Raw genomic sequence first — 16,129 nt, 5'->3', positions numbered from 1 at the left:
TCTAACTTGTGAAAGCGTTCGGGCAAGTGGATCGCTAGCGCCCGAACAAACAACGAAAAGTATTTAATCAGGATATTCCTCGGAACCCAACACCCAGATAAAAGACTGCAGGTCGATATAATCTTTCGGCCGGTAGCTCTTTGTATCTTCTTTTATAAGCTTTGCAAACTGTAATAAACTTTCATACGTATTCCAGTTTGGTTTCGATACATAATTAAAATCGTAATCATATTTTTTTGCAGCAATCTTTGTAACAGTTGGTTTAAGGAAAATGTGCTCTTTAGGATTCGCCAGAAATCCAAATACGGTCACCAACGGCCAGGTTAATACACGTGTTTGCTTGCGGGGAAGATTTTCTACAACAGCCACAAAACGGGTGAAACGTTCTTTTAAGTTTCCGGAACCATATACATAGTCGAACAAGCCGGTTGCAAACGCCTTTGCGGCTTCCTCCGGCTTCACTGCATCACGCAATGCCATTTTCTCGAATGAAAACAACAGGTTTGTCCTTGATTCAATTCTTACCGCTATTTCTGCAATGCTTCGGTAATCAGCTTTCTCCATCAGTGCTTTGAAAGCGTGTTTATTTAACTGTTCCTGGAATTGCCGGTGAGCTGCTTCTTTATACTCACGCTCCCAGGAAATGTACTTTGCATCGGAGTAGCCCTTTCTGAAATAATACAGGAATTTCTTCAGGCATTTTTTTCGGCTTTGCGTAGTTGCGGAGCCACGGCTGGTTGTCCTCTTTATCATAACTCATCTCTCCCTGCCGTTATTAAAACAAATAGTGTGCGAGATAAAGCAAGGGCAGTTTATACCTGCCCTTCCCTGCTTCAACCCAATATACATGGCAACTTCACACAAGATCCAAAACGATAAATTTGTACCTTTCTATGTAAACATTCATTCCTTAATGATGAAAAACAAAACAGGTATCATCAGCGGTTTTCTTATTGGATTAATTGGTTTCCTGTTGGGCTTTAAATTTCTGCTCCTCAACCGGATTCCACCCGAAGATGAAGTTCCTCCGGGAATTGTATTGCTTGCAGCCATCGTGAATGGATTTTTGTTTTCATTCATCGGCGCAAAAATTCAAAGTCATTTTACAAAAAACAAAAACTCAGGAATTTAAAAGCAATCAGTAGGAATAAACATGAAAATTATCGGGCTAATTTATACCAGGAGTGCAGATAATTTTATTGTTTCTACTACGTGACATAAAAACAATAAAAAAGAACACATGAAAAAAGTAACAGGCATTGGCGGAATCTTTTTCAAATGCAAAGATCCCAACAAAATGAAAGAGTGGTATAAAACGCACCTGGGAATAGATGCCGGCCCATATGGCGCATCATTTGAATGGTACCAAGATGCCGAAGGAAAAAATAAAGGCATCACGCAATGGAATCTTAATTCAGAAGCAGCGAAGATGTATGAACCTTCAACCAGCAATTTTATGATCAACTACCGGGTTGAAAACCTGGAAGCATTGGTGGAAGAATTTAAAAAAGAAGGCGTAACAGTTTTAGACGATATTGAAAGCTATGATTATGGCAAGTTTGTGCACATACTTGATGAAGAAGGAAACAAAATTCAATTATGGGAACCAAAAGATTGAGCTTAGTACTCATTTGCCGCCCGCTCCTATCCTATCATTCGTTTGCCTGTCAAGGCTTACATTTGTTCATTACAGACAACTAAACGACCAGCCTCAATAACAAATGAGATCCTTAAAAGAAAAAATTGAAGCACGTGAAAACGGCTTACTTCTTTATAGTTTTGCGCCTCCCAAAATCACCACTGAAAAAGAAAAACTGCAGATCATTGCAGGCAAACAAACTGCCCGTATTAACAATCTCGCAATTGATGGACTGATCTTATACGATATACAGGATGAAAGTCAGCGTACCAATGAGCAACGCACGTTTCCTTTTATTCAAACTGTTGCGCCGGAAGAATATTTCCGTGACTACCTCGGCAATATAAATGTGCCCGGGATTATTTACAAGAGCATTGCCAATCAAACAAAAGAAACGTTTAATGAATGGCTTTGCAAAAACAATCAGCTTGAAAACTTTGTGTTTGTAGGTGCCTCTTCCAGTGCGCAAATTGCAGAAACCAATTTTGCATTGACCGATGCATACGATCTGCGAAAAGATTTTCATACGCATTTAATGCTGGGTGGTATTACCATTCCTGAACGACATTCTAAAAAAGGCGACGAACACAAACGAATTTTTTCTAAAACAGAAAAAGGTTGCAGCTTCTTCGTGTCGCAATGTGTTTACAATGTATACGAATCAAAAAATCTTCTCTCCGATTATTATTATGATTCCATTGAAAATAACTACGAGTTGAAGCCGATTTTCTTTACCCTTAGTCCGTGTGGCTCCATTAAAACGCTTGAGTTTATGAAATGGCTGGGTATTGAAGTACCAAAGTGGTTGTACAACGATTTGAAAAATGCAAAGGACATTTTAGAATCATCTGTAAAAACATCGATAGTGATAGCAAATGAAATAATAGAATTTGCTGCACAGAAAAACATCCCGGTTGGCTTTAACGTAGAAAGTATTTCCAATAAAAAAGATGAGATAGATGCGGCAACGGAAATACTGAACACGATTGCGGCACGCTTAAAGCCGGTTAAAAAGAAAACGCATACTGATGCAACAGTTGCAGCAGAAATATAAGCAATGATATTTTTATAAATAAAACCCCTTGTAGATTTTACAAGGGGTTTTATTTATATAGCAGGCGACGCTTCAGTTAACACCATTACTTTATACCGGCATTGGCGTAAGCACGTCTTTAATCAGCAATCGCTTTAAACCTGAAGGCATTTTCCAAACTACTTCTTCTCCTTTTCGGAATCCGATTATAGCCGCCGCCATCGGCGAAAGTACCGATACAAATTTTTGTTTGATATCAGCAGCCGAGGGCATCACAATGGTAAACTCATGCAGCTTCTTTGTTTCTGCATCTTCAATACTCACTTTTGATCCAATGCGGATAGTGTTAGGTGGAAATGAATCATTCTTTACAATAATAGCTCTTGCTATTTCGTGAGCAAGACTCATTTCAGATGATGTGCCGGCTCCGGTGAACGACACAAGTTGTTTCAGCTTAGAAAAATCTTCTTCGCAAAGAACCACTGGGTTCAATTCGTTGTTCATAATTGTTGTATTTAATGAAAAAAATAAAAAAGGAAGTCCCTATCAGTTATCAACAACCAACAGGGTGCAGAGGGAGAAAGATAAATATGTATCTGCTGCAGTAATGCATAAGCGACAAAGATAACTCAATGCAAAAACTAAAACACCTGATTTTTTTGTGATGCTGCAAAATACCAGGAGAATCGGGCAGTTTTAACATTTACTTGGTGAATAAAAAATAAAGTTCATGCATTACTTGATATATGTCATTGGACCACCCTCTCCCCCCGTTCTACCTTTGCATTGTAATTCTTATGCAGCCTCAACATCTGCATACTGCCTGACATAAAGCAGGCTTTTCTATCACGATAAAATTTAAGGCAATGAAAAAACTGGAGAACAAAGTTGTGCTCATCACCGGTGCGGGGATGGGCCTTGGATTGGCAGCAGCAATTGAAGCAGCAAAGAATGGTGCGTTACTATCATTGATCGATTACAATGAAAAAGCACTTGCCGATGCAAAGGATGATATCAAAAAACAATTTCCTGGAACAAAAGTATTAACGATCAAAGCCGACGTTTCTAAAGAAGCGGACGTGAAAAATTATGTTGATGAAACGGTAAAACAATATGGTCGCATCGATGGATTTTATAACAACGCCGGTATTGAAGGTAAACAGGCTTCATTAACAGAATATGATCTTGACGTATTTAAAAAAGTGATCGATATTAATTTGCTCGGTGTGTACTATGGTTTACGCTACATTTTACCCATAATGGTAAAACAACAATATGGACGTGTGGTAAACGTAGCTTCTGTTGGCGGTATAAGAGGCGTTATGAATCAAACACCTTACGTTGCAACCAAACATGCTGTTACGGGTATTACAAAGAACGCAGCGCTTGAATACGGACGTTACAATATTCTTACAAATGCAATTGCACCGGGAGCTATTCTCACACCAATGGTAGCTGAAGCATTTAAACAAGTGAATTCTGAAGATCCAAAGAAAGCGGAGAATGAATATGCACAGTTCAATCCAACAAAACGATTAGGTCTTCCAGAGGAAGTAGCAAAGCTGGTGAACTTCCTGTTAAGCGATGAAGCATCGTATATCAATGGGCAAACAATTGCTATTGATGGCGGGCAGTCAAATTCTTATGGTTTTGTGTGATCGGCATAAAACAGGTTCGATGGTTTAAGGTTTAGAGCCGTGCTTAATGCATGGCTCTTTTTTTAAACTACATAAGAAAGATGATGACAGCTGTAGCTCTACAATTTAAAATTCAACGTTACACTTGGTATAATGGGGAACAATGATACCTGTCTTGCTTCCACTTCTAATGTCCCCTGGTAAGGATTACCCGTTTGATCGTAATAAATAAAATAAGGATTTTGCCTGCTGTATGCATTATACACGCTAAACACCCACTCTGTTTTCAGCTTCTTTACTTTCTTCGGCTGCGGGGTATAAATAGCTGAAAGATCAAGACGATGATATGATGGTAAACGATATTGATTAATGCGGCTGTACTGCTGCGTTAGCACACCATCAACCAAAAAGAAACGTTCAGGTAACGTAAACGCATTACCTGTACCAAATACAAACACTGCCGAGTATTTCCATTTTTTATTTTTCTGATAGTTTGTCACCACACTCAAATCATGCCGGCGATCATAACGACCCGGATATTTATCGCCATCGTTTAATTGTGGAAACCGTCGCCATGTCCATGATAAAGTATAACCGATCCACCCGGTGAAATTGCCTCTTGCTTTATTTACATAAAACTCAGCGCCATAACTCCAGCCTTTCCCAAATACAAAACTTTCTTCGGGATCGCCAATACCGGGTGTGTAACCTTCTTTGTATTCAATTTGGTTCTGCATGGTTTTGTAATACAATTCCACTGATGTTTCCCATGTATTGTCGGAAAAGTTTTTAAAGAACCCTGCTGCATACTGCCAGCCTATCTGTGGTTTTACACGATGCGTACTCGGCACCCATATATCTGTGGGCAATGTTGTACCTGCATTGCTTACCAAATGAATGAACTGCAGGTTTCGTGTAACTGCAGCTTTAATTGATGTTTCATCATTCAAGGCATATCGAAGGGTGGCACGAGGTTCAAAACCACCATAGTATTGCACGCCTTTTCCTTTTCCATAAACGGTACTGTCGAGCTTATTACCATCTGCATCTTTTACATACAAAGTATACGGTCCAACCTGCTCAAACAAACTATACCGCACACCATAATTGATCTTTAGTTGATCGTTAATTTCCCAATCATCCATGAGGTAAGCTGCCACTTCATGTGCAAACTTATTATTTACACTTTGCGGCTCAAATACCACATCACCACTTTTGCCACTGGTGGTTTGTGGATTGAATTTATGATACGTATAATTGATACCATATTTCAATTGATGACCCGTAACAGGATAATAATCGAAATCAATTTTTGCACTCACATCACGAATGGCTGAATTAAGATTGATCTCGAAATCGCTTTGTGTGCCGCCAAAAGCAAAACGATAATCGTTCCAAACAAGCGACGTGTTTGAAAACAATTTACTGTTGAACACATGATTCCAACGTACCGTGCCTGTTGAATTACCCCAGGGAATTCGTGCACCAAAACTTCGTTCTTTGTTGTTGAATGTAAATACATCTCTTCCAAAATAACCGCTTGCATACAATCGATCCTTTTCCGAAAATTTATAATTGAACTTTGTATTGAGATCGTAGAAATAATAACCGCTTCCGTAAAAGTCACTTTCTTTTTTAATGAACGGCTTTGCAAGAATATCTACATAAGTACGACGTGCAGAAATAATGAACGAAGCTTTTTCTTTTACAACAGGACCTTGAATGGAAACACGAGAGGAGATTGTTCCAATTCCACCTTCCACCTGGAACTTTTTATTGTTTCCTTCCTTCATGGCAATATCCACCACGCTGCTGATACGGCCTCCGTAGTTTGCAGGCATACCGCCTTTGATCAAACTCACATTCTTTAATGCATCACTGTTGAACACGGAAAAGAAACCAAACAAATGACCGGGATTGTACACTACTGCATCATCCAACAAAATCAAATTCTGATCGGGACCTCCACCACGCACATACAAACCGCTGTTGCCTTCGCCTGCGTTGCGCACACCTGGTAATAATTGCAAGACTTTAATAGGATCAACTTCTCCAGCCAATGCTGGAACAGATTTGATCTGGTTCATGCTTAGTTCAAACTTGCCCATTTGTGCGCTTTTCACATTCAGGTCACGCTTTTTTGAATAGATGATCACTTCCTGCGCAATGGCTATACGTGGAGCAAGATCAAAATTGAGCTGTGTATTTGTGGTGAGATCGAGTTCTATTTCCTTGGCTGTAAAAGCTACATGCGATACCGTTAGTGTGTAGTTGCCTTTATCAAGTGTGATGGAATAAAAACCGTATTGGTTGGAGCTGATGCCTTTGCTGCGGCCTTTCACGCTAATGGTGGCACCAATAATGGTTTCGTTACTGGTGCTGTCTTTCACATATCCGCTGATGGTAAATTTCTCCTGCGCTGAAGTTGTGAAAGTAACTCCCACACAAATCAATAAGGCGATAATAGGTTTGAAAAAATACATGCGGAATGTTTCCCGTTTTAAAATCTCCTCTATTACAAGTAATCGGCAATAATTGTTTGAATAAAAACCCACCCCATTCAATCATTACGCTGCGTAAAAACCTGCTGCCCTTCCAGGGAGGGGATAAACAGCCTGAAAGTTTTATATATACGACTAGTTGAGAAATACATGATCAGAACTAAACAACTTAAAACTTAGAACTTTCTTTAGTATTTCAACGTCTCTTTTACTTCACCGCAAGTGAGCATTTTCTTTCCGAAGTAAGGATTCATAATGCTATCGGCATTGCTTAACCAGTATGCACCTTTATCGTTAAATGCCATCGGGCAGTACTGATAATAAATTGTTGCCCCGGTAGGTTTAATTACTCGCACCATATCATAAAACGCATTCGATACCATTTCAAACGATTCCCTTTTTTTCTCCAGTTCTTTTTCACCAAGCATACCACTAATTTCTGCAGCGACATCGCCGGGACGACCGTTAATGCTTGTGAAACCAAGTGTATCAAATTTCTGCACTTCATCAAGCTTTAAACTATCGAGTAATGATTTCAATTGAACACCTGCTGCATTTACTTTTACTGTATCACTTGCAACAAACGCATCTTTCAGGTTATAATACGCCGATAACACACTGTTCATGGATTGATTAAAGGTTTCACTGTACGCATAACCTGCGGAAGTTTTCGCTTCCGGCGTGGTAATGGTTTCGTCAGTTTTTTCTTCTTTGTTTTTACAGGCTACCGCTGAAAGGATAACAGTGAGGATAAGCAAAGTCTTTTTCATGTGCATATTTTTTATTGTTTTTGGCCACATGTTATTCGCCCCAATTAAATATCAATTCCTGTTTCACAAAAAAATGAATATTTAATGATGGCTCATTTCATGAAAAAATTTTGGCAAAGATAAGACCTATGAGGTTTGCAGCACGACTGAACCGCCGCCAGCGGCTATAAGCCCTGACGGCGGTTATTTCGTACCTCTTATCCCGTACTTCTTACCTCTCTCCTCGTACTTAACCTTATCTTTGCGGCTCATTTTTAAGCAAGAATTATGTTAGCTGGTTTTCAGAATGTAACGTTTGAGTTTGGTGCGAGAGCAATTATTGAAGATTCGACCTGGCATATCCATCCCAATGAGCGTATTGGTTTGATCGGGTATAACGGCACGGGTAAATCAACCCTGTTGAAATTGCTTGTGGGCGAATACCAGCCCTCAAAAGGTGAAGTGATCCGTAGCCGCAACACCAGCATTGGCTACCTCCATCAGGATCTGCTGAGTTTTGATACCAGCGAATCGATTTTACAGGTGGCGTTGGGTGCTTTTGAAAAAGTGCTGTTGCTCGAAAAAGAAATTGAAGAGCTGGGCATCCAGTTAGAAAAGAATCATGAAGATGAAGCGCTGCTCCATCTTTATTCTGATAAGCTCCACGAAATGGATACGCTGGATGGTTACAACATCCATCATAAAACAGAAGAAATTTTACAGGGACTTGGTTTCGCCAATGCCGATCTGCAACGTCCGTATAAAGAATTTAGTGGTGGCTGGCGTATGCGTGTGCTGTTGGCAAAAATGATCCTGCAACAACCTGATCTGTTGTTACTCGATGAACCGACAAACCACCTTGATCTTCCCAGTATTGAGTGGTTAGAAAAATATCTGCTGCACTACCAGGGTTCCGTTGTGATCGTCTCGCATGACCGTTGGTTTCTTGATCGCATGGTGACAAAAATTGTGGAAGTATTTCAGCAAGGCTTGCATATTTATGGAGGCAACTATTCTTTCTACCAGCAGGAGAAAGAAATACGCATGGAACTGCAGATGAAGGCTTTTGAAAATCAACAGGATTTTATTCGTCAGCAGGAACGTTTTATTGAACGCTTCCGTGCAAAAGCAAGTAAAGCTGCTGCTGCACAAACTGCCATTAAGAAATTAGAAAAGCTTGATGTAATTGAAGCACCGACTAATGATCGTCCGAATATACGCATCAACTTTTCGGTTGATAAAATGCCGGGCAAAGTATTGTGTGAATTGAAACATGTTACCAAACATTACGGAGCGAATCATATCGTCACAAATGCCACAGCAGAAATAGAACGTGGCGATAAGATAGCTTTGATCGGTGCGAATGGTAAGGGTAAGTCTACCCTGCTGCGAATTATTGCAGGTGTTGAATCGTTTGAAGGCGAACGTAAATGGGGACATAATGTTGATGAGAGTTTTTATGCACAGCATCAATTGGAATCACTAGGATTGAATCATACTCTGCTTGATGAATTAAAAACCTGCAGCACACAGAAAACGGACCAGGAATTACGTACGCTGCTTGGTTGCTTTTTGTTTGGTGGCGATGATATCGATAAAAAGATCAAAGTATTGAGTGGTGGTGAAAAAGCAAGGATCGCTTTGGCGAAAACGATCATAAGTAAAGCCAACTTCCTGATGCTCGATGAACCGACGAACCATTTAGATATGCACTCGGTTGAATTGTTGATCGAAGCATTGAATAAATACCAGGGCAGTATTATCCTTGTAAGTCACGATCGCTTCTTTGTATCGCAAACAGCCAATAAAATCTGGGAAATTGTGGATGAAGAGATCAAAGAATTCAAAGGCACCTACACCGAATATTTAGAATGGAAAGAACGGATGGCCAGGAAAGCAGCCGATAGTAAAGAGTCTGCAGCTGTTAGTGAAAAGAAAGAAGCGAAAAAAGTGATGGAAGAAAAACCTGTCGTGCAACAACCTGTGGTTACAGAACAAAAACAGGTCATCAATAAAGAAGCGAAGAAGGAATTGCAAAAACAGCAACGCATTTTACAACAGCTGGAAGAAAAGATGAATGCTGTTACGATTGAAAAAAATAAAATGGAGGCGCAACTCTCCGACCCTGCTACCTATTCTGACAAAGACAAATTCAAACAAACAGAAATGTCTTACCAAAAGCTGAGTAAAGAGTTAACACAGCTGAATACAGAATACGAAGCAGCTTTTGAGAAAGTGATGGAGATGGAAAGTAAATTGGGGTGAATTGATGTGAATGGTGATGGGCAATAGTGAATAGACAATAACGTCACAAAAATCATTACTTACATTTTCTACCAACAGCTTGGTCTTACGGAAAAAAATTAATTATTGAATCCATTCTGAAAGTGACAATCCCTTCTCACTTTTTACTTTTCATTTTCAACTTTTTTAAAAAAAAAGCCATCCTTAAGAATAAGGACGGCGTATTTACCTATAAGAGAACCAACAGTTCGTTGAATATGTTTAGAATGATTGCTCGCTTACAATTCTGTAAGTGCCATCATTGTTCATTTGTTTAATGCGGTAAAATGTTTTTGCGGAGGTTAGTTTCTTTGCTTTGTACTTGTATGTATAATATTGATCGCTAGCAAAGCCACCTAATACAATGGCAGAAGTTTTAAATGCCTTCCCGTCTGCACTGGTTTCTATTTCGTAGTAAATGTCTTTGGGTTCATTATCAGCTTTCCATAACAGCACTACAGAAGAACCTTGCTGTTCAAACTGAACATCATATACTTTCGGCCAAACCTGTTTAATAGAAATAGTTCCGGAGGTGCCTGTGTTAATAAACAGCAGGATCATAAGTGTAGCAATTACAGGTACAAATTTCGTTTTCATATACAAATTGATTATAAAACAACCTTAGGTATAGGAATGGAATCAATTTGGTTAATAGAGGAATTTTGGAAGGGGCTTCCGGATATGAGATATTAAAAAGGGAATTAAATCGGTGGAGAAAATTTGTTAGGGCCGGATTCAATTCTGACCGTAAAATTACTGTCTTCTTTTACAATTGCAAGTTTTTCTGAAACTATTTTAATCTTTTTTTCTTTGAAGCATCCAATATTCTCCTGAAATGCACTGCAGCAAAGGGTTTGCGTTATTTGTAATTAAATTTCATACCCACGCAAACAAAGAAATAATGTGGAATATAATTCGCTGAATAGTAAAAATTTCCTTTTTTGAAGCGCTTGGTATTGTACTCAATACCTCCTATCCAGGAGTTTGCATTTTGCGCAGTGTGACTGCTTGATACCTGTTTACGTACATAACCACCATACATCCGAACGGCTTTGGAAATTTTATAACCAACCTGAAGATTCATTAATAAAGGCTGTGCATTATCAATTAATGCAAAATAACCAATACCAACAGTCATTTTCTTTTTTAAGGAATAACCAACCTGCAGATCGGCACCTGCATTTCCATTTGTTGTAACCCCAGCACCACCTTGTAAATAAACCTGCGAACGGGCCGAATTCATTGCAAGCATAAACAGGCAAAAACCTAAAACCTTTTTCATTCCATTATCTTTTTATATAAGCAATTTGGATTATGGCCTTTCTATAGATAGTGCGGGTTTTCAGTAGAATTGGATATAGCTGTAACAGCTCAACAAATGAAAAGGTTGGGTGAAATTGGGTAGCGGATGTTTGTCGGAGGAGATTGGTACGGTTGGTTCTTAGAGGTGAGCCAGCAATCGTTCGGATATAAATATAGAAGTAATTTAAGTAACAAGGTTGTAGTATTTTTCCGACAGCATGAAAAACTTCAGGGAACAGGCTTACTAGCCTTACAGAGATCACGTTTTAGTGGGATCATTCACCTTATTTGAAGTTCCTTGCATCAGGAATAATCTTTTCAGGTGGCTTTGGATTTTTCAAGGCATCGATATGCGAAAACCGGGGAAGCAATACCTGGTTGGGGTCGTTAACTAATAACCCATGCAACATTCTTGTGATGTTATAACACCTGCTTACCATAACATGAATCACATTACTTTCAATCTGCAACTTACCTTCCACCATTAATACTCTTGATTGAACAATTTCCTTTTTAAACTTTTCCTGCACAGGTTTAAAGATCACCAGGTTCGAAAACCCGGTCTCATCTTCCAGGGTAATAAACCAAACTCCTTTTGCTGTTTCAGGACGTTGACGAACGATAACAATGCCTGCTACTTTTACTGTATCACCATTTTTCCTTTTGGCTAATTCCATACTTCTTAAAACATGCAGCATCGTAAGTTTTTCACGGATAAACTGTAAAGGATGAGCTTTTACTGATAAAGAAGTTGATGCATAATCCTGCATTACATGTTCGGCCTCACGCATGAGAGGCAATGCAATCTGCTGCTCCTGTTCACGATTGTTTTCAAAAAGTGCAACAGGTTTATCTTTTACTGAAAGATGCCAAAGCGCTTCCCTCCTGTCAATACCAACAGAACGGAATGCATCAGCATCGGCAAGTTTTTCCAATGCAGCATCTGATAAACCAAGAGTTGTTAGCGAAAAAATATCAGTAAAGTGTTTATTTCTTGCAGCTAATAATAATTTTATTTCTTCTTGCTGCAAACCTTTCACCTGCCGGAAACCTAAACGAAGTGCTTTGTATTTTCCTGATTGTTCTTCGAGCGTATTATCCCATTGCGAAAAATTAATATCAACAGGTCTTACTTCTACTCCGTGCTTTTGCGCATCAATCACCAATTGTGCAGGCTGGTAAAAACCCATAGGCAAACTATTAAGTATTGCACAGGCGAAGATATCGGGATAAAAACATTTGATCCACGATGAAACATACACAAGCAGTGCAAAGCTGGCTGCATGACTTTCAGGAAAACCATAACTTCCAAACCCTTCTAACTGCCGAAAGATGCGTTGTGCAAACTCAATTGGATAACCCCGTTGCAACATGCCGTTGATAAGTTTCTTTTCAAAGTCGGACACCATTCCTTTTGCTTTGAACGTAGCCATACTTCTTCTCAACTGATCTGCTTCTGTTGCTGTAAATCCTGCAGCAACGATCGCTACTTTCATGGCCTGCTCCTGGAACAAGGGAACACCTAATGTTCGTCCTAAAATATCTTCCAGTTCTTTTGATGGGTATTCTACTTTCTCTTCGCCATTTCTTCTGCGCAGGTAAGGATGTACCATATCTCCTTGTATAGGACCAGGCCGCACAATGGCTACTTCAATAACAAGATCGTAAAATGTGCGTGGACGCAAACGTGGTAACATTGTTTGTTGTGCACGACTTTCAATTTGAAAAACCCCAATAGTATCGGCATTACTGATCATCTCATATACTGCAGGATCATCCTGCGGAATAGTTGCGAGTGTCCAGTAGTGATCATAATGTTGTTTTGCAAGATCAAATGTTTTACGGATACAGGTGAGCATACCAAGTGCCAGCACATCAATCTTTAAAAAACCCAATGTTTCAATATCATCTTTATTCCATTCAATATTGGTTCGGTTTTCCATTCTGGCATTTAAAACAGGACATAGTTTTGATAAAGGATGACGACTAATAACAAATCCACCTGTATGTTGCCCAAGCTGCCGTGGGAAACCAATAAACTGGTTGGTTAGTTCAAATACTTTCTGCAGGTACCGATCATTTTCATTCAAACCAATTTCTTTTGAAGTTGCATTTGTATTAAATCCTTCGTTACTGTAATGTGTAACCGAACCTGATATTTTACTGATGGTATCAACCGATAAACCCATTGCTTTGGCTACATCACGTATAGCGCCTTTTTGATGCTGCTGAGTAACAGTAGCAACTATAGCGGCACGATCTCTTCCATATTTTTCATAGATATACTGGATCACTTCTTCCCTTCGCTCATGTTCAAAATCCACATCAATATCCGGCGGTTCATTTCTTGCAGCAGATAAAAAACGTTCAAACAACAAATCGAATTTTTCAGGATTCACCGAAGTAATGCCTAAACAAAAACAAACAGTTGAGTTGGCTGCCGATCCACGCCCCTGGCATAAAATATCTTTACTTCTTGCAAACCGTACAATATCATACACCGTGAGGAAATAAGCGGCATAATTCATTTCTTCAATGAATTTCAGTTCATGATTAATGGCATTCACTGTTTTTTCAGGAAGAGGTTCGCCAAAAAAATCATTTGCTCCTTTCCATGTGAGATAAGTTAACTCTTCCTGTGGCGTGCGTCCTTCACTGGTGATCTCTTCAGGATATTCATATTTCAATTCATCAAGAGAAAACTTGCAGGCATTTACAATTTCCTGTGTACGTAATATCGCTTCGGGGAATTGACGAAACAAACGTTTCATCTCATCCTCATCTTTTAAATAGCGTTCAGCATTCGGATAGAGTTTAAATCCCGCAGTATGAATGGTGCATTTTTCTTTAATGCAGGTGAGCACATCCTGCAATTGCCTGCGTGCAGGTTCATGATAATACACATCATTGGTTGCAACAGTAGGAATATTAAAAGAAGTCGCAAGTTGTGTAATACGAAAAAGTAATTTCTGATCATCGCCATGATATCTACGTTGCAGTGCCATATACAACCTTTCACCAAAATGATGTTGATATTCTTTCACAGCTTCTGTAAAACTTTCTTCTAATTCAAACAGATGATTCAATTGATGCGGCGGTTGTAGAATCAACACAACTTCTTTCAACAATGCAAACAGATCAGCCTTATACAAATGACAATCCCCTTTTTCTGCACGACGATTACCGAGTGTTAATAGCTCGCAGAGTTGTGCATATCCATTTTTTGTTGTGGGGAAAACGAGTAATGAAGGGCCGTCAAGTAATTGAAGTAAACAACCGGGTATTAAACGAATGTTCAATTTCTTTGCTGCTGCATGTGCCCGCACAATTCCTGCAAGTGTATTGGTATCTGTTACTGCAATAGAAGTATAGCCAAGTTGTGCCGCCTGCCGCATCATTTCTTCCGGATGAGAGGCGCCACGCAAAAATGTAAAGTTTGTTGTTACCTGTAATTCTGTGTAATCCATTTTCTATTCATTTCATTACGCACAATAGCCATGCAGAAACCAGCCAGCAGTTTTATCTGCTTCATAATGTCCTTCACGATACAGCCAGTAACGATAACCTTCTTCATCTTCAACATAATAATAATCCCGATGCTCACCTTCCTGCAACCACCATTCCTGTTCCATACGTTCAGGGCCATCTGCTTTTACGATCTTATGCACCTTGCCTTTGTACCGAAACAACATCGGCGGATAATCAGGAACAGGTGCAGCAACGGTAATTGAAGCCGGAGTTGTGAGTAACAGTACCGGTCGTGGTCGTTTAATATTCCAATCAGTAGCGGGCATTTCATCAAGTGAGTTTGCTTTTTTTAATGAACGCTCCGGCCAATAATGTTCATCGGGCAAATAGCGATGAATCTTGTGCACCCCGATTTTATTTGCCAGCCTGTCTAACAATTGCGCAAGATGAGGATCTTGCAAACCGCCTCCTGTGTTAAATAATTTTTCCTGTACAGGTAAATAAACATCCACTTTTGTTGCTTCCAATATAAATAGTTCGAAACCTAAACCCGGTTCAATTGTTTCGAGTTTTTCGTAAAAGAGTTTGAAGAGATGTTGTTCATTAAGTGTTGATCGATTCGTACCAATCTGTAACGACTGTACCTTACCATCAACACGATAAGTTGTGAATGCAACCGAACGAATACCTTTTTGTTCCAGCATTAACCGTTTGCATAATTGTGTAAGCAAGTTTGTTAAGGCTATTTCTATTCCAGCCCTTGTGCCAACAGGATCAAAACAATTCAAACGTTCCACATAAGCCGATGTAACAATTACCGGCTGAATCAATTCTTCTTCGTAACCCAATGCCTGGTTAATGCGTTGAATTAATTCTTTACCAAAACGCCTGCGCAAAACAGAAGATGGCATTTGAAAAAAGCTACCGATCTGTTTCAATCCTAGTTTGTATAAGCGTGCTGTTATTTCGTCGCTGATGCGTAAGGCTTGTGCAGGTAATTTTAAAATGGCTTCTGCTTCATTGCCATTACTGATAATTGAAAAATTATCGCCATAACGTGTAACTGCCCATGATGCAGCAATGGTACCAGCCATGCTCATACGAATACTGTAGCCCGATTGTTTTAACCGATCAGTAATGTGCAACAAATATTTTTCTTCGCCACCCCACAAGTGTGCGCAACCTGATGCATCGATGACCAAACCATCAATTCCATCAGTTGCAACCACAGGTGAATAACGGATAAACCATTCTGCAAAATGCGTGATGAGTTGTTCAAACTGCGCAGGCTTTTCTTCTATCGATTGAATGGAAGGAACAATTGCTCTTGCATCAGCCAATACTGTTCCTGTATAAATACCTTCTTGTTCTGCCAGTTGATTTGCAGCTGTTACAATCATGCGACCATGATCTTTTGCATACAACACAAATGGCGTTGTTGCTAACGATGGCTGTCGACGAGTGAACCAATCCGTTTTTAGATAACGAAACCATATCGTAACATATCGTTGCTGCAT

At 39.5% G+C, this 16,129-nt stretch carries 13 protein-coding genes; 5 read left to right on the top strand and 8 right to left on the bottom strand.

Annotated elements, in window-relative coordinates; translation table 11 throughout:
- Positions 1–63: 63 nt before the first annotated feature.
- Positions 64–753: a hypothetical protein gene (locus ACO1QW_RS14695; protein WP_486259775.1), complete on the bottom strand. Its 690-nt coding sequence runs from the start codon at positions 751–753 to the stop codon at positions 64–66.
- 94 nt (positions 754–847) lie between these two features.
- Here ACO1QW_RS14695 and ACO1QW_RS14690 point away from each other — a divergent pair, with 94 nt between their 5' ends.
- The 3 genes from ACO1QW_RS14690 (at position 848) to ACO1QW_RS14680 (ending at position 2,693) form a co-directional block, all read left to right on the top strand.
- Positions 848–1,132 carry a hypothetical protein gene (locus ACO1QW_RS14690; protein WP_486259773.1) on the top strand — a complete coding sequence of 95 codons (285 nt, stop codon included), beginning with the start codon at positions 848–850 and terminating at the stop codon, positions 1,130–1,132.
- 108 nt (positions 1,133–1,240) lie between these two features.
- Positions 1,241–1,618: a VOC family protein gene (locus ACO1QW_RS14685; protein WP_486259771.1), complete on the top strand. Its 378-nt coding sequence runs from the start codon at positions 1,241–1,243 to the stop codon at positions 1,616–1,618.
- Positions 1,619–1,721: 103 nt separating this feature from the next.
- The gene (locus tag ACO1QW_RS14680) at positions 1,722–2,693 is read left to right on the top strand and encodes a 5,10-methylenetetrahydrofolate reductase (protein WP_486259769.1); all 972 of its coding nucleotides are present in this window, start codon (positions 1,722–1,724) and stop codon (positions 2,691–2,693) included.
- A gap of 90 nt (positions 2,694–2,783) precedes the next feature.
- Here ACO1QW_RS14680 and ACO1QW_RS14675 read toward each other — a convergent pair whose 3' ends face one another.
- Positions 2,784–3,176: a GreA/GreB family elongation factor gene (locus ACO1QW_RS14675; RefSeq protein WP_486259767.1), complete on the bottom strand. Its 393-nt coding sequence runs from the start codon at positions 3,174–3,176 to the stop codon at positions 2,784–2,786.
- 362 nt (positions 3,177–3,538) lie between these two features.
- Here ACO1QW_RS14675 and ACO1QW_RS14670 point away from each other — a divergent pair, with 362 nt between their 5' ends.
- Positions 3,539–4,330: a glucose 1-dehydrogenase gene (locus tag ACO1QW_RS14670; RefSeq protein ID WP_486259765.1), complete on the top strand. Its 792-nt coding sequence runs from the start codon at positions 3,539–3,541 to the stop codon at positions 4,328–4,330.
- Between the two features lie 98 nt (positions 4,331–4,428).
- On the opposite strand, the gene ACO1QW_RS14665 is transcribed toward ACO1QW_RS14670, so the two are convergent.
- Positions 4,429–6,792 (bottom strand): TonB-dependent receptor, encoded by a 2,364-nt coding sequence (locus ACO1QW_RS14665; RefSeq protein WP_486259763.1) that lies wholly within the window; start codon positions 6,790–6,792, stop codon positions 4,429–4,431.
- 206 nt (positions 6,793–6,998) lie between these two features.
- Entirely contained in the window at positions 6,999–7,580 is a 582-nt protein-coding gene (locus tag ACO1QW_RS14660; RefSeq protein WP_486259761.1) for a DUF3347 domain-containing protein, read from the bottom strand.
- A gap of 267 nt (positions 7,581–7,847) precedes the next feature.
- On the opposite strand from ACO1QW_RS14660, the gene abc-f reads away from it, so the two are divergent.
- A complete protein-coding gene (abc-f, locus tag ACO1QW_RS14655) occupies positions 7,848–9,824 on the top strand; it encodes a ribosomal protection-like ABC-F family protein (RefSeq protein WP_486259759.1) in 1,977 nt (658 codons plus the stop codon).
- Between the two features lie 240 nt (positions 9,825–10,064).
- On the opposite strand, the gene ACO1QW_RS14650 is transcribed toward abc-f, so the two are convergent.
- From ACO1QW_RS14650 to ACO1QW_RS14635, 4 genes are all read right to left on the bottom strand, one after another.
- Complete coding sequence (locus ACO1QW_RS14650; RefSeq protein ID WP_486259758.1) at positions 10,065–10,439, bottom strand: hypothetical protein; 375 nt, start codon at positions 10,437–10,439, stop codon at positions 10,065–10,067.
- Between the two features lie 262 nt (positions 10,440–10,701).
- On the bottom strand, positions 10,702–11,124 hold the full coding sequence (locus ACO1QW_RS14645; protein ID WP_486259756.1) for a hypothetical protein: 423 nt from the start codon (positions 11,122–11,124) through the stop codon (positions 10,702–10,704).
- 304 nt (positions 11,125–11,428) lie between these two features.
- Entirely contained in the window at positions 11,429–14,611 is a 3,183-nt protein-coding gene (locus ACO1QW_RS14640; protein WP_486259755.1) for an error-prone DNA polymerase, read from the bottom strand.
- A 15-nt stretch (positions 14,612–14,626) separates the two neighbouring features.
- A complete protein-coding gene (locus ACO1QW_RS14635; RefSeq protein WP_486259753.1) occupies positions 14,627–16,129 on the bottom strand; it encodes a Y-family DNA polymerase in 1,503 nt (500 codons plus the stop codon).

It is taken from the genome of Lacibacter sp. (genome assembly GCF_057361365.1).
Note: the sequence above shows the minus strand (reverse complement) of the source record. Positions and strands in the feature narration are given on the sequence as shown.

Excerpts from the sequence above, each read along its gene's own strand:
- ACO1QW_RS14695 (WP_486259775.1), bottom strand. The coding sequence starts at position 753 with ATGATAAAGAGGACAACCAGCCGTGGCTCCGCAACTACGCAAAGCCGA.
- ACO1QW_RS14690 (WP_486259773.1), top strand. The coding sequence starts at position 848 with ATGGCAACTTCACACAAGATCCAAAACGATAAATTTGTACCTTTCTAT.
- ACO1QW_RS14685 (WP_486259771.1), top strand. The coding sequence starts at position 1,241 with ATGAAAAAAGTAACAGGCATTGGCGGAATCTTTTTCAAATGCAAAGAT.
- ACO1QW_RS14680 (WP_486259769.1), top strand. The coding sequence starts at position 1,722 with ATGAGATCCTTAAAAGAAAAAATTGAAGCACGTGAAAACGGCTTACTT.
- ACO1QW_RS14675 (WP_486259767.1), bottom strand. The coding sequence starts at position 3,176 with ATGAACAACGAATTGAACCCAGTGGTTCTTTGCGAAGAAGATTTTTCT.
- ACO1QW_RS14670 (WP_486259765.1), top strand. The coding sequence starts at position 3,539 with ATGAAAAAACTGGAGAACAAAGTTGTGCTCATCACCGGTGCGGGGATG.
- ACO1QW_RS14665 (WP_486259763.1), bottom strand. The coding sequence starts at position 6,792 with ATGTATTTTTTCAAACCTATTATCGCCTTATTGATTTGTGTGGGAGTT.
- ACO1QW_RS14660 (WP_486259761.1), bottom strand. The coding sequence starts at position 7,580 with ATGAAAAAGACTTTGCTTATCCTCACTGTTATCCTTTCAGCGGTAGCC.
- abc-f (WP_486259759.1), top strand. The coding sequence starts at position 7,848 with ATGTTAGCTGGTTTTCAGAATGTAACGTTTGAGTTTGGTGCGAGAGCA.
- ACO1QW_RS14650 (WP_486259758.1), bottom strand. The coding sequence starts at position 10,439 with ATGAAAACGAAATTTGTACCTGTAATTGCTACACTTATGATCCTGCTG.
- ACO1QW_RS14645 (WP_486259756.1), bottom strand. The coding sequence starts at position 11,124 with ATGAAAAAGGTTTTAGGTTTTTGCCTGTTTATGCTTGCAATGAATTCG.
- ACO1QW_RS14640 (WP_486259755.1), bottom strand. The coding sequence starts at position 14,611 with ATGGATTACACAGAATTACAGGTAACAACAAACTTTACATTTTTGCGT.
- ACO1QW_RS14635 (WP_486259753.1), bottom strand. The coding sequence starts at position 16,129 with ATGCAGCAACGATATGTTACGATATGGTTTCGTTATCTAAAAACGGAT.